This is a genomic window from Streptomyces sp. NPDC092296, from assembly GCF_044755465.1.
Taxonomy (GTDB): Bacteria; Actinomycetota; Actinomycetes; order Streptomycetales; family Streptomycetaceae; genus Peterkaempfera.
The window spans coordinates 192,377-208,922 of sequence record NZ_JBIVRB010000007.1 but is presented as its reverse complement, the minus strand read 5'-3'; the positions used below and the strand labels follow the sequence as shown (position 1 = coordinate 208,922).

The 16,546-nt window shown below is 73.5% G+C and carries 13 protein-coding genes and 1 tRNA gene; 6 read left to right on the top strand and 8 right to left on the bottom strand.

Going from position 1 to position 16,546, the window contains the following annotated elements; translation table 11 throughout:
• The first annotated feature begins 340 nt into the window (after positions 1-340).
• The 3 genes from ACIQGZ_RS18740 to ACIQGZ_RS18730 all read left to right on the top strand — a co-directional run bounded on the left by ACIQGZ_RS18740 (position 341) and on the right by ACIQGZ_RS18730 (position 3,474).
• The gene (locus ACIQGZ_RS18740) at positions 341-1,393 is read left to right on the top strand and encodes a LacI family DNA-binding transcriptional regulator (RefSeq protein ID WP_402603040.1); all 1,053 of its coding nucleotides are present in this window, start codon (positions 341-343) and stop codon (positions 1,391-1,393) included.
• 183 nt (positions 1,394-1,576) lie between these two features.
• On the top strand, positions 1,577-2,344 hold the full coding sequence (locus ACIQGZ_RS18735; RefSeq protein ID WP_402603038.1) for a pentapeptide repeat-containing protein: 768 nt from the start codon (positions 1,577-1,579) through the stop codon (positions 2,342-2,344).
• 131 nt (positions 2,345-2,475) lie between these two features.
• Positions 2,476-3,474 (top strand): slipin family protein, encoded by a 999-nt coding sequence (locus ACIQGZ_RS18730; protein WP_402603037.1) that lies wholly within the window; start codon positions 2,476-2,478, stop codon positions 3,472-3,474.
• Between the two features lie 198 nt (positions 3,475-3,672).
• On the opposite strand, the gene ACIQGZ_RS18725 is transcribed toward ACIQGZ_RS18730, so the two are convergent.
• The 3 genes from ACIQGZ_RS18725 to ACIQGZ_RS18715 all read right to left on the bottom strand — a co-directional run bounded on the left by ACIQGZ_RS18725 (position 3,673) and on the right by ACIQGZ_RS18715 (position 5,703).
• Positions 3,673-3,748, bottom strand: a tRNA-His gene (locus tag ACIQGZ_RS18725).
• A 114-nt stretch (positions 3,749-3,862) separates the two neighbouring features.
• Complete coding sequence (gene orn, locus ACIQGZ_RS18720) at positions 3,863-4,465, bottom strand: oligoribonuclease (RefSeq protein WP_402603036.1); 603 nt, start codon at positions 4,463-4,465, stop codon at positions 3,863-3,865.
• A gap of 5 nt (positions 4,466-4,470) precedes the next feature.
• Positions 4,471-5,703 (bottom strand): helix-turn-helix domain-containing protein, encoded by a 1,233-nt coding sequence (locus ACIQGZ_RS18715; RefSeq protein WP_402603129.1) that lies wholly within the window; start codon positions 5,701-5,703, stop codon positions 4,471-4,473.
• 930 nt (positions 5,704-6,633) lie between these two features.
• Between ACIQGZ_RS18715 and ACIQGZ_RS18710 the strand changes: the two genes are divergently transcribed.
• Entirely contained in the window at positions 6,634-7,416 is a 783-nt protein-coding gene (locus ACIQGZ_RS18710) for a GNAT family N-acetyltransferase (RefSeq protein ID WP_402603034.1), read from the top strand.
• On the opposite strand, the gene ACIQGZ_RS18705 is transcribed toward ACIQGZ_RS18710, so the two are convergent.
• Positions 7,406-8,275 (bottom strand): HAD family hydrolase, encoded by an 870-nt coding sequence (locus ACIQGZ_RS18705; RefSeq protein WP_402603032.1) that lies wholly within the window; start codon positions 8,273-8,275, stop codon positions 7,406-7,408. The genes ACIQGZ_RS18710 and ACIQGZ_RS18705 overlap by 11 nt on opposite strands.
• 670 nt (positions 8,276-8,945) lie before the next feature.
• Here ACIQGZ_RS18705 and ACIQGZ_RS18700 point away from each other — a divergent pair.
• On the top strand, positions 8,946-9,413 hold the full coding sequence (locus ACIQGZ_RS18700) for a universal stress protein (protein WP_402603127.1): 468 nt from the start codon (positions 8,946-8,948) through the stop codon (positions 9,411-9,413).
• A gap of 16 nt (positions 9,414-9,429) precedes the next feature.
• Here ACIQGZ_RS18700 and ACIQGZ_RS18695 read toward each other — a convergent pair whose 3' ends face one another.
• The 4 genes from ACIQGZ_RS18695 to ACIQGZ_RS18680 form a co-directional block, all read right to left on the bottom strand.
• Positions 9,430-10,620 (bottom strand): acyl-CoA dehydrogenase family protein, encoded by a 1,191-nt coding sequence (locus tag ACIQGZ_RS18695; protein WP_402603030.1) that lies wholly within the window; start codon positions 10,618-10,620, stop codon positions 9,430-9,432.
• Positions 10,621-10,703: 83 nt separating this feature from the next.
• On the bottom strand, positions 10,704-11,666 hold the full coding sequence (locus tag ACIQGZ_RS18690; protein WP_402603029.1) for a hydroxymethylglutaryl-CoA lyase: 963 nt from the start codon (positions 11,664-11,666) through the stop codon (positions 10,704-10,706).
• On the bottom strand, positions 11,663-13,915 hold the full coding sequence (locus ACIQGZ_RS18685) for an acetyl/propionyl/methylcrotonyl-CoA carboxylase subunit alpha (protein WP_402603027.1): 2,253 nt from the start codon (positions 13,913-13,915) through the stop codon (positions 11,663-11,665). Before ACIQGZ_RS18685 ends, ACIQGZ_RS18690 begins: the two co-directional genes overlap by 4 nt.
• 56 nt (positions 13,916-13,971) lie before the next feature.
• Complete coding sequence (locus ACIQGZ_RS18680) at positions 13,972-15,636, bottom strand: carboxyl transferase domain-containing protein (RefSeq protein ID WP_402603026.1); 1,665 nt, start codon at positions 15,634-15,636, stop codon at positions 13,972-13,974.
• A gap of 134 nt (positions 15,637-15,770) precedes the next feature.
• Here ACIQGZ_RS18680 and ACIQGZ_RS18675 point away from each other — a divergent pair, with 134 nt between their 5' ends.
• Complete coding sequence (locus tag ACIQGZ_RS18675) at positions 15,771-16,505, top strand: TetR/AcrR family transcriptional regulator (protein WP_402603024.1); 735 nt, start codon at positions 15,771-15,773, stop codon at positions 16,503-16,505.
• Positions 16,506-16,546 lie beyond the last annotated feature (41 nt).

Sequence of the window (16,546 nt, the reverse complement as noted above, 5' to 3'; positions counted from 1 at the left end):
AGATGTGGTGCAGAAGATGCGTGCTGTACTGAAGCTGTCCTCGAGGTCGTTTCACCGCTAGTGTGTGGGAGCGCTCCCACGAGGCATGTCGTGAAGACTCCTGCCTGAAGGGGGTGGGTGTCAAGACTTGAAGTCGGTTCCGTTGCGCGAGCGTGTCCTGCCAGTCACGCGACCGTGTCCGGCCGATGGCCTGGCCGCCCGGCCAACCGGGGCGGCACAGCCCCGGCCACCTGCGGGAACGTCCAGCTCAGGGTGGTGATCGCAGGAGGGTGCGGCGATATCCGCCCCGAACCGGCCACAATGAGGCGCAGCCCGCGTCCCGAAGTCCGAGAGGTGAACCATGAGTCAAGCCGCACAGCGTCCGGCGGGCCCTGCGGTGAGAGGCGGCGCCCGTCCCACCCTGGAGGCCGTGGCCGCCCTGGCCGGAGTGGGCCGCGGCACCGTCTCCCGGGTCATCAACGGGTCACCAAGGGTGAGCGACAAGGCACGCGCCGCCGTGGAACAGGCCATCGCGGAACTCGGTTATGTCCCCAACCGGGCCGCCAGGACTCTTGTCACTTCTCGAACGGACTCCATCGCCCTGGTGGTGCCCGAGGCCGAGACACGGCTGTTTTCCGAACCGTTCTTCTCGGACATCATCCGGGGCGTCTCCGCCGAACTCGCGGACACGGAGATGCAGTTGCTGCTCATTCTGGTCCGCACCAAGAAGGAGCGCGACCGGCTGGCCACCTATCTGACCGCGCACCGGGTGGACGGCGTGCTGATGGTCTCGGTGCACGAGGACGACCCGCTGCCCAACCTGCTGGAGCGGCTGGACATGCCGTCGGTGCTGGTCGGCCGCCGGTCCGACCTCGAACCGCTGTCCTATGTGGACGCCGACAACGCTGGCGGGGCCCGGATGGCCGTACGCCACCTGCTGCGACGCGGCTGCACGCAGATCGCCACCATCACCGGACCGCTGGACATGGAACCGGCCCGAGCCCGGCTGGCCGGCTACCGGCGGGCCCTGGAGGAGGCGGAGCTCGGCTGGGACGAGGACCTGGTGGGCCGGGCCGACTTCACCGAGACCGGCGGCCGGGAGGCGATGCGCGGGCTGCTGGAGCGGCGGCCCGGACTGGACGCGGTGTTCTGCGCCTCCGATGTGATGGCCGCCGGCGCGCTCCAGGTGCTGCGCGAGAACGGGCGGCGGGTGCCGGGCGATGTGGCGATGGTCGGGTTCGACGACTCCATCGTGGCCCGGCACACCGACCCGCCGATGACCAGCGTCCGGCAGCCGATCGAGGAGATGGGCCGCACCATGGCCCGGCTGCTGCTGGAGGAGATCTCCGAGCAGGGGCGCGCGCGGCGGCAGGTGGTGCTGGCGACCGAGCTGGTGGTGCGGGCTTCGGCCTGAGGGGGGCGGCCGGGTCCGGGGCCGTACGGGACCGTACGGCCCCGGGGCGGTGGCCGGGCCCGGCGGTGGGTCGCGCCCGGTGGGGGGTGTCACGCCGAGGTCGCCCGGCCGGGGTGGTCCGCCGGGATGGTCCGCCGGGATGGTCCGGCCGGGGTTGTCAGTGGGGCGTGAGACGGTGGGCCGGTGACCGAGACCCCTCCCTCCGCACCGCGTCCCTCCGCACCGTGCTCCGGCGATGACGCGGTGGCGCTGCTGGCCGAGCACCGCGAGCTCACCGGGGTGGACTTCAGTGGGCAGGACCTGCGCGCCGCCCTGCGCGGGCCCACCTCGCCGTACACCTTCACCAAGTGCACCTTCACCGAAGCGAATCTGCGGCGCGCCCTGCTGCCCGAGGCCGTCTTCACCGACTGCGTGCTGGACCGGGCCGACCTGGGCGGGGCGCTGCTGGAGCAGGCCCGCTTCCAGGGCGGCAGCGCGGCCTTCGCCAAGGGCACCGACGCGGATCTCACCGACGCCACCTTCAGCGGCACCGACCTGGCCAACTCGACCTGGGCGGGCGCGCTGCTGGCCGGCACCCGGTTCGAGGACTGCCGGATGGTCGGCGTGCGACTCAAGGGCTGCCGGGGCATCGGCTACACCCTGGCCCGCTGCCATCTCGGCCTGGCCCAGCTGTCGGGGCTGGACTTCCGCGGCCGGCTGCTGGAGCGGAACAACTTCACCGAGGCCGACCTCAGCGGCTGCGACTTCTCCGAGGCCGTGCTGGACGGCTGCCGGCTGGCCGAGGCCGAGCTGCGCGGCGCCCGGTTCGCCGGTGCCGACCTGCGGGGTGCGGACCTGGGCGCACCGGGTCCGGAGGATCTGGTGGCGCTGCGCGGCGCTTTCGTCTCGGTGACCCAGGCCACCGCCCTGCTGGCCGCCCTCGGGCTCCATGTGCTGCCCCCGGAGGGGTGAGGCGGGCGCCCGGGAGCCGAAGCGGGGGGCGGTCTTTCCGCCACCGGTCGGCGGCGGCGTAGCGTGGGTGGTGGAGCCGTCAGTCAGGCTGGTGGTCCACCCTGCGGGGCGGGCGGAGACGGAGGCCCGTGATGCTGGCCGTGGATGTGCTGATCGGGGTGCTCTGCGCCATGGCCCTGTGGGCCATGATGGGCGTACGGGTGGTCCAGCAGTTCGAGCGGGGCGTGGTGTTCCGCTTCGGACGGGTGCACGAGGTGGTGCGCGCGCCGGGGTTGCGGCTGTTGCTGCCCGTCGCCGACCGGCTGCGCAAGGTCAATATGCAGATCGTGACGATGCCGGTGCCCGCCCAGGAGGGCATCACCCGGGACAACGTGACCGTGCGGGTGGACGCGGTGATCTACTTCCGGGTGGTGGACCCGGTGCGGGTCACGGTCAATGTGCAGGACTACATGTTCGCCATGCTCCAGGTCGCCCAGACCTCACTGCGGTCGATCATCGGCAAGAGCGAGCTGGACGACCTGCTGTCCAACCGCGAGGAGCTCAACAAGGGGCTGGCGCTGATGATCGACAGTCCGGCGCTGGAGTGGGGGGTGCACATCGACCGGGTGGAGATCAAGGATGTCGCGCTGCCCGAGTCGATGAAGCGGTCGATGGCCCGCCAGGCCGAGGCGGACCGGGAGCGCCGGGCGCGGATCATCACGGCGGACGGCGAGTACCAGGCGTCGCAGCGGCTGTCCGACGCGGCGCAGATCATGTCGCACACCCCGGCGGCGTTGCAGCTGCGGCTGCTGCAGACGGTGGTCGAGGTGGCGGCGGAGAAGAACTCCACGCTGGTGCTGCCCTTCCCGGTGGAGTTGCTGCGGTTCATGGAGAGCAACAGCTCCTCCGCTGCGGCGGAGGGCGATGTGCTGGGCGGTGGCCCCGCCTCCGCACCGGCTGCCTCCGCACCGGCCGGCTCCGGGCCTGCTGCGGACCTCGGGCCTGCCGCGGACATGGAGCCCACTGCGGACCTCGGGTCCGGCGAGGCCGCGGTTCCGGCGGATGTCGGGCCGCCGCCGGGGGACTGGGCCGGTGCCTCGGCCTGGGCGCCGACCCAGGGCCGGGCGCGGCACAACGGGCCGCCGGAGTAGGGCGGCTGCCGGGGTGCGGCTGCGTACCCGGAGGTTCGCCCGGCCGACAGGGTCAGGGGTGTGCCCAGTAAGGGTGTGCGGCAAGAGGGGCACAGGGAAGGCGCGCGCCGAGGGCCGCTTGCGGATGACACGGTGCGGCCGAACTCCGGGCATGAGAGAGGCCCCCGACCATTCGTCCTGGTCAGGGGCCTTCTCTGGTGGGGTGAGCGACGGGGCTCGAACCCGCGACCTCCGGGACCACAACCCGGCGCTCTACCAGCTGAGCTACGCCCACCATCTGTTCGGTGCGTCACCCGCTCCGACGCGGATAACTCTACAGGATGCGCCGGGGTGCTCGTGCCAGGATTCAGGCGGCCGGGGCCGGGTGTCGCACCGAACCGGCGGCAGGTCAGGAGGGCGGCAGCACGTGCTTGGCGGCGATGGCCCGCGCGGTGTCGCTGTCCGGCCCCGGCTGCGGCACGAACACCGCCTCGCGGTAGTAGCGCAGCTCCGCGATGCTCTCCCGGATGTCGGCCAGCGCGCGGTGGTTCCCGTTCTTCTCGGGGCTGTTGTAGTACGCCCTGGGGTACCACCGGCGGGCCAGCTCCTTGATCGAGGAGACGTCCACGATCCGGTAGTGCAGGTGCCCCTCGAGCGCCGGCATGTCCCGGGCCAGGAAGCCCCGGTCGGTGGCCACCGAGTTGCCGCACAGCGGGGCCTTGCCGGCCTCGGGGACATGCTCGCGGACGTAGGCCAGCACCCTCGCCTCGGCCTCGGCCAGCGTTACCCCGGACTCCAGCTGGTCGAGCAGGCCCGAGGCGGTGTGCATCTGACGCACCACCTCGGGCATGGTCAGCAGCGTCTCGGCCGGCGGGCGGATCACGATGTCCACGCCGTCGCCGAGGATGTTGAGTTCGGAGTCGGTGACCAGCGCCGCGACCTCGACCAGGGCATCCTGGACGAGGTCGAGGCCCGTCATCTCACAGTCGATCCATACCATCCGGTCGTTCACATGTCTCACCCTACGGCGCGATCACGCTGACCGGGCATCGCGCGCCCACGTCGGGAGTCGGCCGCCCGGGAACCGGCTGCCGCCTGCTCCTGGCCGTCGCCGCGCTCGGTACGGTCCGATCGGTCCGTCCGGTGGCCGCGCCCGCGTGCGCCCGGCTGCGGACGGCCGTCATCGGCGGCCGCGTGGTCCGGCAGCGCGGACATCGGCCCCGATCGGCCGGACCGGTCCACCGCCGCGCCGCCCTGCACGGCGAAGCCGCCGCCCGGCTGGGCCTGGGCGGGCACGACGGCGGGCGGCTGCGGCCGCCGGGACCGGAAGTTGGTCCGGTACACGGCGGGCGAGACCCCCAACTGGCGCCGGAAGTGACCGCGCAGCGCCACCGGCGAGCGGAAGCCGCACCGGCGGGCCACCTCGTCCACGGACAGGTCCGAGGTCTCCAGCAGCCGCTGGGCCTGGAGCACCCGCTGGGTGATCAGCCACTGGAGCGGAGCACTGCCGGTCAGCGACCGGAAGCGCCGGTCGAAGGTGCGCCGGCTCATATAGGCGCGGGCCGCCAGAGCCTCCACGTCGAACTGCTGGTTGAGGTTCTCCAGTGCCCAGGTCACGACCTCGGCGAGCGGGTCGTTGCCGATCTCCTCAGGTAAAGACCTGTCGATGTACTGGGCCTGCCCACCGGGGCGGCGGGCCGGTACGACCAGCCGCCGGGCCAGCGCGTTGGCGGCCTCGGCGCCGTGGTCGGTGCGGACCACGTGCAGGCAGAGGTCGATCCCGGCGGCCGTACCGGCGGAGGTGAGGACGTCACCGTCGTCCACGAAGAGCTCCCGGGGGTCGACGTGCACCCGGGGGTAGCGCTTGGCGAGGGTCGGTGCGTACATCCAGTGCGTGGTGGCCGGGCGGCCGTCCAGCAGGCCGGCGGCGGCCAGCACGAAGGCGCCGGTGCACAGGCCGATGATCCTGGCGCCCTCCTGATGGGCCTTGCGCAGCGCGGCGATGGCCTCGACCGGCGGCGCCTGGGCGATGGAGCGCCAGGCGGGGACGACGATGGTGCCGGCGCGGGCGAGGGCGTCAAGGCCGTACGGTGCCGTCAGGGTCAGCCCGCCGGTGGTGGACAGCGGGCCGTCCTCGCCCGCGCAGACCAGCAGCCGGTAGCGGGGGACCCCGGCGTCCTGGCGGTCCACGCCGAAGACGGAGAGCGGGATGGAGCTCTCGAAGATCGGCGCACCGCCGAAGATCAGCACCGCCACGGTCTCCCGGCGGCGGCGCCCGGAGAGCTTGCGGAACGCGCCGGGGGAGGGCGCCGGAGCGCCGCCGGAGGTGGCGGCGGGAGTGGCCGGGGCGGCGGTGGGAGCGGGGCCGACGGCGCCCGGAGACGGTGCGGCAGCACCGGTGGCCGCGGTGGGCGGACCCGGATGGGGCGCGCCGGCGGCTCTCGGGTCACCACCCGGGGGGCGGGACGGGGCGCCGGCACCGTCCTGCACTGCGCCGCTCCTGCTCACCCTGCTCAAGGCGCTCAAGCCCCCCTAGGTCGTGTGGCTCGCGGACGCCGGTGGCCACGGCCCCGGGGCATGCCTGGGAGGCGCTCGGCGGCGCCTCGCCCTGCTGCCTGGGTCCGCGGTGTCATGACTGCCCGTCCCTGTACTGCTCCAACACTGCTCGCTCCCCCGAGGCTAGCCAAGATCGAATCTACTGGGTTCGGCTCGGCCGTTGTGACAAATTCCGCATCCGACGCTATGTCGACATGGCAATTTGGCGTGATGCATTCGATCACGAAGCGTGGCACCCGTCGACCCCGCTGGGAAGGGGGCATGAGGGCGGGTGGCTGGTTGTCACACGGCGCACGGGGCGCTAAGGGGGGCGCAATCCCGGGGCGCTCGGGTGTGGACAGCGTATATGCCCAATGCCCTTGCCAGGTGGTGAAGTTGACTGAAAACCAGCGTTGCGGGACGCCGCCGACGGTAGTTCGATTGCGCGCCCGCGCGGGCGCGCTCCCTCCGACGGGCCACAGCGAACCTGAGCAGCGCCGACAGGCGGCGGCTGCGAGCCCGCGCGGCGCGGCTGCGGCGCCCGGCGCTCCGGCGCGACGGGGAGCGCGCCCGCTGCCGGCGTACTCCGGCCATTGACCGGATACCCGTCGGCTTCGCCGGCGGCACCCGGCTAGGGTCTGCGGAATGGAGCAGCGCGGCGACGCCGAGACCGCCCACGACAACGCGGCCGCCCACTGGGCGGCCCAGGCGGGGGCGCTGGGTTGGCAGGTCCGCCGGACGGCCGGGTGGACGGCGGTGCGCGGCGCGGACGACCACCGGGTGGTGGTCACCCGGCCGTATGCGGACCCGGCGGCGCTGGAGGAGGAGCTGGCGGGGCTGTTCCGGGAGTGGGACACCCGTCAACTGTGCCTCGAAGACCCCTACTGCGGGCTGGATTTGACCCGATTCGGCGGTGAAGCCTCCCTGCCGCAGGCGGTGATGGTACGGGAGGCCGGTCCGGTGGCGGAGCGGGAGCGGCGGGAGGGCTCGCCGGGGGAGCCTCGGGCGGCGGGGGCGGGGCTCGTGGTGGTGTCCGAGGCGCTGGACGGCGACGGGCTGGCGGTGGTCGAGCGGGCCGTGGTGGAGGGCTTCCCGCTGGCTGCCCGGCTGCCCTGGCGGCGCGGTTCGCTGCTGCCCCCGGTGCTGCTCGGGGTGGACGGCTGGCGGGCCTGGGCGGCCTGGCGGGACGGGGCGCCGGCCGGGGGGTGCGTCAGCTACGACGACGGCTCGGCGGTCGGCCTGTACTGGGTGGCGACGCTCCCCGAACACCGCTCGCGGGGGGTGGCCCGGACGTTGGTCTCGGCGGTGCTGACGGCGCATCCGGACAGCAGGGCGACGCTCACCGCCACCCTGTTCGGGGAACCGCTCTACCGGCGGCTGGGCTTCGCCGAGCAGGCGCTCTCCCGCTGGTGGCGTGTCAGCCGGTGACGCCTGCGGCCGCCGCCCGGTGGGCGGCCGATGTGCTGTGCACGGCTGCTGCCCCGCTGCGGCCCGGTCGCACCGCCGGAGCGACGAAGCGGGTGCGGGCCGGTGCGCCCGAGGGGAGCGGGGCGCTTGAGCGGACCGGCGGGTGCGGGGAGAGCGTGCCCTGCGCGGGGGCGGTCGCGGCGGCGGGCACGGGGGTGGTCCTGGTCCGCAGGATCAGGCTGATGGCCTCGGGGAGGCCGCGTACGGCGAGGGTCGGGCGGTAGCCCGGTTCGGGCCAGGGTCGGCCGTGGTGCAGCCAGACGCTGTGCAGGCCGCTGAGCCGGGCGCCGGCGATGTCGGCGGGTGCGTGGTCGCCGACCATCCAGGTACGGGCGGTCCAGGAGCCGGTGGTGGGTACGCCGCAGCGGTGGGCGGCGATCCGGAAGATCTCCGGGTCGGGCTTCGCGCAGCGGGCCTCCTCGGAGATCACCCAGCCGTCGACCAGGGCGGCGAGACCGGTACGGCGGATCTTGTCCAGTTGGGGGAGGGTGCCGCCGTTGCTGACGATGCCCAGCGTCCAGCCGGCCGCGCGGGCGGCCCGCAGGGCGGCGACATGGGACGCGGGGCACCGGATGTGGGCGCTGATGCCCCGGCGGTAGTGGGTGAGCAGGGCGTCCAGGCCGGCGTTGAGGCCGTACCGCCGGCGCACGGCGCCGAGGACGGTGGAGCGGGGGACGAAGCCGCTGCCGTCCAGGGTGCTGAGCCAGTCGAGGTCCTGCGGCGGCAGGCGGTGCTCGGCCAGGAAGTCCCGTGCCCAGCCGCGGAACGCGGCATCCCGAGGGAGGAGCGTGTTGTCGAGGTCCATCAGCAGCAGCGGCATGCGCTGCATGCTGCCAGCGCTGGGGCCCATGCATCTGGCAATTGCCACAGGTCGTCCGAAGCCCGTGTCGCATGGCCGGAATCCGGTCCGGGGGCCGGGTCCCGCGTCTGCCGCGACGGCGCGCGGGGCGGCGCGGGGCGGTCTGGTGGGCCCACCGGCCCCGCCCGGCGGCTCCGCTGGGCGGAGCCGTCCGCAATCACGGCGTCACCCTGTGCTCGCGCCCTGTTGCGCTTCCGGCCAGGCTCCGGCATCCTCCAGGGAACCTCCGGGAGCGGGGCGTGCGCCCGCCCGCAGTGGGAGCGCGCGCATGGGGTCGTGCGCGTCGCTCTTACGTGGGTATCTGCGGCGTCCCTGCGCTCCGCACCTGGGCGGGAACGCCCTGTCGCCGTACCCTGGAAGGAAGAGGCCACCCAGGCTGCTCCCCGGTCCTCCGCACCGGCCGGTAGGCCCCATGTGATGCCCCGAAACCCACCCGCTGACGTCCTCCTTCCGCCGTATCCCCTCTCGCCGAGAATCCAGAGCCATGGCCGGTTACGAGCCCACTGAGCCCGCCGACGGCGCCCCCGCCGCTCGGCCGACCGGGCCTTCCGCTTCCGCCGGAGAGTCCTCCTCCGCAGAGCCGCGCAGACACCGGGCGAAGCCCAAGCCGAAGTCCGCGCTCCAGCCGCGTCTGCCCGCGCCGCAGGGCGAGCCGCAGCTGGTGCGGGCGTGCGATCCCGTCTTCCAGCACGGGGTGGTGGTCGGCTTCGACGGTTCGCTCTCCAGCGAGCGCGCGCTCGCGTACGCCGTCGGCATGGCCCGCCGCTCCAGCTGCGGGCTGGTGATCGTGCATGTCGCCAACCGGCTGCCGACCACCGTGTGGGCCGGCTGCGAGCCGCCGGTCTTCGTCGACGTGCCCGACCACCGGACCGAGGTGCTCGGCCTGGAGCTGGCCTGCGCCGACTACCTGGCCGATGTGCCGTGGATCCTGGTGGAGCGCGGCGGCGACATCTGCCACGAGCTGGAGGAGGTCGGCCGGGAGTACGCCGCCGACGCCATCGTCGTGGGCAGTACGCACGGCCTGATCGGCAAGCTCTTCGGCTCGGTGTCCGGACGGCTGGCCCGTCGGGCCAACCGCCCGGTCGTCGTCATCCCCTGACCGTGGGGCCGGTCCGTCAGGAGACCATGCCCAGCTCCCTGGCGATCAGCATGCGCTGGACCTCGGAGGTGCCCTCCCCGATCTCCAGGATCTTGCAGTCCCGCCAGAAGCGCGCCACCGGGAACTCGTTCATGAAGCCGTAGCCACCGTGCACCTGGGTGGCCTCCCGGGCGTTGACCACCGCGGCGTCCGAGGAGTGCAGCTTGGCGATGGCCGCCTCCTTCTTGAACGGCTCGCCGTGCAGCAGGCGTGACGCGGCGTCACGCCAGGCCAGCCGGGAGGTGTGCGCGCGCATCTCCATGTCCGCGATCTTGAACTGGATGGCCTGGTTGGCGCCGATGGCACGGCCGAAGGCATGCCGCTGCGCGGCGTACAGCAGGGACTGGTCGACACAGCCCTGAGCCAGGCCGGTGGCCAGGGCGGCGATGGCGATCCGCCCCTCGTCGAGGATGCGGAGGAACTGGGCATAACCGCGGCCGGGCTCGCCGAGCAGGTTGGCGGCCGGGACACGGCAGTCGGTGAAGGAAAGCTCCCGGGTGTCCGAGGCGTTCCAGCCGACCTTGGAGTACTTCTTCGACACGGTGAAGCCGGGGGTGCCGGCAGGCACGATGATGGAGGAGATCACCGGCCGCGTCGAGGGTTTCCCGGCCGCATCACTCGAACGAGTGGTCGGTTCGGTGAGGGCGGTGACGGTGACCAGACCGGTGATCTCCGTCCCGGAGTTGGTGATGAAGCACTTGGTGCCGTTGATCACCCATTCCCCGGTCTCCTCGTCCAGCCGGGCCGTGGTCCTGGTCGCACCGGCGTCCGAACCGCCCTCCGGCTCGGTCAGACCGAAGGCGCCCAGCAGCTCGCCCGCACACAGCCTGGGCAGCCACTCCCGCTTCTGCTCCTCGGTGCCGAACCGGTAGATCGGCATCGCCCCCAGCGACACCCCGGCCTCCAGCGTGATGGCCACCGAGGAGTCCACCCGGGCGAGCTCCTCCAGGGCCAGGCAGAGCGCGAAGTAGTCGCCGCCCATGCCGCCGTACTCCTCCGGGAACGGCAGCCCGAACAGGCCCATCCGCCCCATCTCCCGGACGATCTCGTACGGGAACTCGTCGTGCTCGTAGTAGTCGCCGATCTTGGGAGCGACGACGTCGTTGGCGAACTCCGCGACGGTGCGCCGCAGGTCCTCGTACTCGGCGTCGAGCCGGTGGTCGAGCATGGTGTGCTCCTGGGCCTCTGGAGGGTGGTGAGGGACGAGAGGACGGCCGGGGCGGGGTCGCCGCCCGGCGGGCCGGTTCCGGGTCAGCCGCCGGTCAGCGCGCGCACCGTCCGGGACGGGCTGGGGCGGCCGAGGTGTCCGGCCAGCCAGCCGCTGGTGGCGGCCAGGGCCGCGAGGTCGACGCCGGTCTCTATGCCGAGCCCGTGCAGCATCCACACCAGGTCCTCGGTGGCGAGGTTCCCGGTGGCGCTCTTCGCGTACGGGCAGCCGCCCAGGCCGCCCGCCGAGGCGTCCACGGTCGCCACGCCGTGCCGCAACGCGGCCAGCGTGTTGGCCAGCGCCTGGCCGTAGGTGTCGTGGAAGTGCACGGCCAGCCGCTGCGGCCCCACGCCGGCCTGGTCCAGCGCTGCCAGCACGGCCGTGACCTGGCCCGGAGTGGCCACCCCGATGGTGTCGCCGAGGCTCAATTCGTCGCAGCCCAGCTCCAGCAGCCGCCGGCCGACCTCCACCACCTGGGCCGGAGGGACCGGGCCCTCCCAGGGGTCACCGAAGCACATCGACAGATAGCCGCGCACCCGTACGCCCCCCGCCGTCGCGCGCGCCACCACCGGCGCGAACATCTCCAGCGACTCCGCGAGCGAGCGGTTGAGGTTGCGGCGGGCGAAGGTCTCGGTGGCGCTGGCGAAGACCGCGATGTCGGTGACGCCGTGGTCCAGCGCCCGGTCCAGACCGCGCTCATTGGGTACCAGCACCGGCAGCCGCAGGCCCGGGTACCGACCCGGCAGGTCCGCCAGCAGCGGCATCAGCTGCTCGGCGTCGGCCAGCTGCGGCACCCACTCGGGGCGTACGAAGCTGGTCGCCTCCACGGTCCGCAGCCCGGCCGCCGCCAGCCGGGCGACGAACTCCGCCTTCACCTCGACCGGCAGCGGCCGGGACTCGTTCTGCAACCCGTCGCGGGCCCCCACCTCGTGAATGCGCACCCGCTGCGGCAGCCCCGGCAGCGGCACGGGCGCGGGCAGCCCGAGCGAGAGGACGGAGCCGGTCATCGGGCCACCTCCGCCGCGTCGACCCCGGCGCCGGCCGCCTCGCCGCCGTCACCCGCGCTGACCACGGCCAGCACCTCGTCCATGGCGACCCCGGCGCCCGATACCGCGCGCAGCTGCTCCACCGTGCCGTCGTGCGGCGCGGCGATCACGTGCTCCATCTTCATCGCCTCCAGGACCAGCAGCGGCTGTCCCTTGCGGACCCGCTCGCCGACGGCTGTCTTCACCACCGTGACCGTCCCCGGCATGGGGGCGGTGAGGGTGCCGTGGTGGGCGCCGGGGCCGCCGCCTTCGGCGCGCTCCGCGACCGGGTCGTACGGCAGCAGCGCCCAGGTGTCGCCGTCCAGGCCGAGCCAGGTCACCGGGCCTGCGGCGGCGCCGTGCGGGGCGTTGTCGGTGGCGTGTGTGAAGCTGTGCCGGACGCCGTCGAGAGTGAGGTCCAGGCGGTCGGCGTGCCGGGTGACCCGTGCGGTGCGCACCGGCCCGGCACCGCAGCGGACCTCCAGCCGGGCGGCGTCGCGGGGGCCGTTGTCAGTGGTCGCCGCTACGTTGATTGTGGAGGCGAGGTCGTCTGCGGAGGCAGGCCGCACCCGTACCTCCACCGGTGCGCCACCCGGGGTGCGCAACCGGTGGACGGTCCAGGCGGGTTCGCCGCCCAGCCGCCAGCCGGAGGGGAGGGAGAAGGGATCGGTCCAGCCGCCGGGGGCGGGGGCCGGGGTCAGGTCCAAGTGCCGGGCGAGAGCTGCGGCACAGAGCACGGCGTGGGGGAGCGGGGCTGCGGGAGAGCCCTCAGGGGATGGGTCGTCGGCGGGTGCGTCGGCGGCGGCGAGCGGGGATGCCAGGAGTTCGGGGGTCTGCTGGACGGTGCGCTCGACCAGGCCGGTGTCGAGTTCGCCTGCAACCACGTCGGGATGCGTGAGGAGCCGGCGCAGGAAGCCGGTATTGGTGGTCACGCCGAGGATTCGGGTCTCCGCGAGGGCGGCGCGCAGCCTTCGCAGAGCCGTCGACCGGTCGGGGCCATAGGCGATGATCTTGGCGAGCATGGGGTCATAGGTGCTGCCGACGAGGGTGTCCGGGGTGAGTCCGGAATCAACCCGGACGCCCTCTCCGGTCGGCTCGTGCAGCAGCAGGACGCGGCCGCCGGTCGGCAGGAAGCCGCGAGCGGGGTCCTCGGCGCAGATCCGCGCCTCGATCGCATGACCGTGGAAGGAGATGTCGGACTGGGTGACGGGGAGGGGTTCACCGGCGGCGATGCGCAACTGCCACTCGACCAGGTCCGGTCGCCCGGGGCCGGCCGGGCTGTCCAGACCGCGTACGGTGGCGGCCAGCTCGGTGACCGGGTGCTCCACCTGGAGACGGGTGTTCATCTCCATGAAGTAGTAGGCGGCCGGGTCGCCGCCGGGCACGATGAACTCCACTGTGCCCGCCCCGGTGTAGCCGCACGCCTCGGCCGCGCGGACGGCGGCGGCGCCCATCGCGGCACGGGTGTCCGCGTCGAGGAGGACGGAGGGGGCCTCCTCGATCAGCTTCTGGTGGCGCCGCTGGAGGCTGCACTCGCGCTCGCCCAGGTGCACGGTGGTGCCGTGGGCGTCGGCGAGCACCTGCACCTCGATGTGGCGCGGGCGGTCGACCCAGCGCTCCACCAGGAGTGTGTCGTCACCGAAGGCGGTCCTGGCCTCGCGTCGGGCGGCGGCGATCTCCTCTGGCAGCGCGGCCGGGTCGCGTACCAGCCGCATGCCCTTGCCGCCGCCGCCCGCCGAGGGCTTGAGCAGCACCGGGAAGCCGATCTCGGTGGCTGCGGCGGCGAGGTCGGCGTCGCTGCGGGCAGCCGCACGGCTGCCGGGGACGACGGGCACGCCCGCCGCCCGTACCGCCTCCTTGGCGTTGACCTTGTCACCCATCAGCTCGATCGCGGAGGGAGGAGGACCGATGAAGGACAGGCCGGCGTCGGCGCAGGCACCGGCGAAGGCGGCGTTCTCAGCCAGGAAGCCGTAGCCCGGGTGGACGGCCTGCGCCCCGGTGCGCCGGGCCGCCTCCAGCAGCCGCTCGATGTGCAGATAGGTCTCGGCCGCCGAGCTGTCGGTCCGGTCCGGCGGCCCGAGCCGCACGGCGGTGTCGGCCTCGCGCACATGCAGCGCGTCGGCGTCGGCGTCGCTGTACACGGCGACCGAGCGGACGCCGAGCCGCCGCAGGGTGCGGATCACCCGGACGGCGATCTCGCCGCGGTTGGCGACCAGGACGGTGTCGAACATGGGAGGTGCTCCTCCGGTCACGGGAAAGGCAGGCTGACGGTCCGTCATATCCGTGGTCACATCCGGAAGACGCCGTAGGGGCGCGGCTCGGCGAGCGGCGCGTTGGCGCAGGCGGTGAGGGCGAGGCCGACCACCGTGCGGGTGTCCATCGGGTCGATGACGCCGTCGTCCCAGAGCCGGGCGGTGGCGTAGTAGGCGTTGCCCTGCTGCTCGTACTGCTCGCGGACCGGCCGCTTGAACTCCTCCTCCGCCTCGGCGGACCAGTCGGTGCCCTGGGCCTCCAACTGGTCGCGGCGGACGGTGGCGAGCACGGAGGCGGCCTGTTCGCCGCCCATGACCGAGATCTTGGCTCCCGGCCACATCCACAGGAAGCGGGGTGAGTAGGCCCGACCGCACATGGAGTAGTTCCCGGCGCCGTACGAGCCGCCGACCACCACGGTCAGCTTGGGGACCCGGGTGCAGGCCACCGCGGTCACCATCTTGGCGCCGTGCTTGGCGATGCCGCCGGCCTCGTACTGCCGCCCGACCATGAAGCCGGAGATGTTCTGCAGGAAGAGGAGGGGGATGCCGCGCTGGTCGCACAGTTCGATGAAGTGGGCGCCCTTCATCGCGGACTCGGAGAAGAGGATGCCGTTGTTGGCGATGATCCCGACGGGGTGGCCGTGCACTCGGGCGAAGCCGGTGACCAGGGTCGGGCCGTAGTCCGGCTTGAACTCGGCGAACCGGCTGCCGTCCACCACCCGGGCGATCACCTCGCGCACGTCATAGGGGGTGCGCGGGTCGACCGGGACGGCCCCGTACAGCCCCGCCGGGTCCACCGCCGGGCGCTCCACCGGGGCGACCTCCCACGGCCGTGGCGGTCGCGGGCCCAGCCCGCCCACGATGGAGCGGACGATGGCCAGCGCATGCGCGTCGTCCTCGGCCAGGTGGTCGGTGACGCCGGAGGTACGGGAGTGCAGTTCGCCGCCGCCCAGTTCCTCGGCGGTGACCACCTCACCGGTGGCGGCCTTCACCAGTGGCGGGCCGCCCAGGAAGATGGTCCCCTGGTTGCGCACGATCACGGCCTGATCGCTCATCGCCGGGACATACGCCCCGCCCGCCGTGCAGGACCCCAGGACGGCGGCGATCTGCGGGATCCCCGCGGCGGACAGCCGCGCCTGGTTGTAGAAGATCCGCCCGAAGTGGTCGCGGTCGGGGAAGACCTCGTCCTGCATGGGCAGGAACGCCCCGCCGGAGTCCACCAGGTAGAGGCAGGGCAGCCGGTTGTCGAGGGCCACCTCCTGTGCCCGGAGGTGCTTCTTGACGGTCATCGGGTAGTAGGTGCCGCCCTTGACGGTGGCGTCGTTGGCGACCACCACCACCTCGCGCCCGGCCACCCGACCGACCCCGGCGACCACTCCGGCCGCCGGTGCGGCGCCGTCGTACATCCCGTCGGCGGCCAGCGGGCTCAGCTCCAGGAAGGGCGAGCCCGGGTCGAGGAGGGTGTCCACCCGGTCGCGCGGCAGCAGCTTGCCGCGTGCGGTGTGGCGCTGCCGGGCGCGCTCGCCGCCGCCGAGCGCGGCGGCGGCCAGCTTGCGCCGCAGCTCACCGACCAGCGCGGTGTGCGCCTCGGTGTTGGCCAGGAAGGTGGCGGAGCCGGGATCGGCTGCGGTGCCCAGCCGGGGGGCCGGGGCCTCGGCGGCCCAGGTCGGCGGTGCGGCGGCGTACGAGGGGATGGCCATGCCCAAGAGCTCCTTTGCCCCTGAACCGGGCGGCGCGGAAGGCAATCCGGCCCACCGCTCCAGCGATGTTAGTCAGCGTTAACTTCAGGTGCCCAGGTTAACCATCGATAACCGGACTGTCTAGGATCGGTGGCATGTCTAACGCCGATGCCCCCGCCGCGACGCCGCGCCGCGACCAGATCCGCCGCGAGGCCGCCCGGCTGTTCGCCGCTCGTGGCTTCCTCGGCGTGGGCGTGGACGAGATCGGCCGGGCCGTCGGCATCAGCGGCCCCGGCCTCTACCGGCACTTCGCCGGCAAGGACGCCATGCTGGCCGACCTGCTGGTGGGCATCAGCGAGCGCCTGCTCGGTGAGGGCCGGCGGCGGGTCCAGGAGACGGCCGCCGCCGGCGAGGCGCTGGACGCCCTGATCCTCGGCCACATCGACTTCGCGCTGGACGACCAGGACCTGATCACCCTGCACGACCGGGAGTTGCTGCACCTCAGGGACGAGGACCGCCACCGCGTCCGCCGCCTCCAGCGCGGCTATGTCGAACTCTGGGTGGACGTCGTCCGCCGTGCCTTCCCCGCGCCCTCGGCCCTCGCCGCCGAGCCCGGCGCCCGCGCCGCCGTGCACGCCGTCTTCGGACTGCTCAACTCCACCCCGCACAGCGCGGGCCAGCGCGGCGTCCAGCCGTCCCTCGACCGCCCCGCCATGGCGGCACTGCTGCACCGCCTCGCCCTGGGCGCCTTCCAAGCCGCCGCCGCCCCGGACAACTACCCCGAAGACAGCCACCCCGGAGACAGCCACACCAGAACGGGCGGCCCGGCCGCAGCGGATGCCCGGCCCGACGGGCACCCCGCCGAAGCGCCCGCCGCCGACGCCCGGTAGCGGGCGCCGCTCAGCGGGCCGGGCCACGACCACCGGCCGCC